At 66.1% G+C, this 1,281-nt stretch carries 1 pseudogene; it reads left to right on the forward strand.

Annotation, left to right across the window (positions count from 1 at the left end):
* The first annotated feature begins 329 nt into the window (after window positions 1–329).
* Window positions 330–1,165, forward strand: a pseudogene (locus ABZZ74_RS54265) (IS5 family transposase).
* The last annotated feature ends 116 nt before the right edge of the window (window positions 1,166–1,281 follow it).

The raw sequence follows: 1,281 nt of genomic DNA on the forward strand, positions 1-1,281 counted from the left end.
TCACTGGCGGACCCAGGGACTGGGAGACTCATACACAGCGGCCGTTCTCTCGCACTTCGTTACTCAACATCTCGAAGCGTGGAGAACGGCCGCCTTGGCTGTCCCGGGAAGAACCGCAGATCAGCAGGTCGGGTGACACCCGAGGTTAAAAACCAAGCTAAGGGCGTTCGCGAGAGGTTGCCGAGCCGACCTTTGACGACGCCGTGTCGAGCCTGAATCGCCGCCGGCCTGCTCCCCGTGGTTCCCCGCTGGATCTGGCACGCGTCTGGCACGCTTCGGCCCAGAGCATCTCGGATGTTCGGCTGAGTGCTCGACTCGACCAAGCGCTTATCCTGCCATCATGCCTGCTCGAACCCCTGTGGGACCAGTTCGCGGCGCTGCTGCCCGAGCACGTCGACACGCACCCGCTGGGCTGCCACAACCCGCGCACCCCCGACCGAAGTGTCTTCGAGTTCGTCATCGCTGCTTTGATGCACGGCTCCGGCTACGAGCGGATCGCCGGCCCCGGCTGCTCCGACCGCACTATCCGACGACGTGTCAAGTACTGGGCCGAGCCGGGGATGGCCGAGCGCTGCACGCACTGGCATTGCGGGCGCACGACCGCATGATCGGCCTGGAACTCGGCGAGCTGTCCGTGGACGGCTGCATCACCAAAGCACCGTGCGGCGGGGAGGCCGCCGGGCGCTCGCCGGCTGACCGGGGCAAACAGGGCCTGAAGCGCTCGGTGGCCACCGAGATGCACGGCATCCCGCCCGGCATCGTCTCGGCCGGGGCCAACCGCCACGACTCCCCGCTGCTCGTACCCACCCTGCAAGCCGCCAGGCAGCAGGTCGGCGAGATGCCCGAGCAGGTCAATGTGAACCTTGACCGCGGCTACGACAGCGACAAGACCCGCAATGCCCTGGCGGAACTCGGCTTCACCGGCGAGATCGCCCGCAAGGGCCTGCTCGCCCCGATCCAGGCAGGCAAGCGCTGGGCGGTCGAACGCGGTCACGCGTGGATGAACGGCTTCAGCAAGCTGCGGCGCTGCACCGAGAAACGCAGCCGCATCGTGGACTTCTACCTCTACCTGTCCGCCGCGATCATCACGCTGCGTATGCTCATCCGCCGCGCGACCCCGCTCTACCGCTGGGACGGCCGCCCCACCACGAAGCGACTCAAGTGACGCCTACTGCCGGGCGCTCTAAGCTTGAAATTAAACCTTCGGTGATCGTTTGAGGTTCGAGTCGTTCACCCACACGGGAATCTTCCGGACATGACGACGACCTCCCTTTCACGCTG

Origin of the sequence: Streptomyces sp. NPDC006476 (genome assembly GCF_040612015.1) — a bacterium.
Lineage (GTDB): Bacteria > Actinomycetota > Actinomycetes > Streptomycetales > Streptomycetaceae > Streptomyces > Streptomyces griseorubiginosus_B.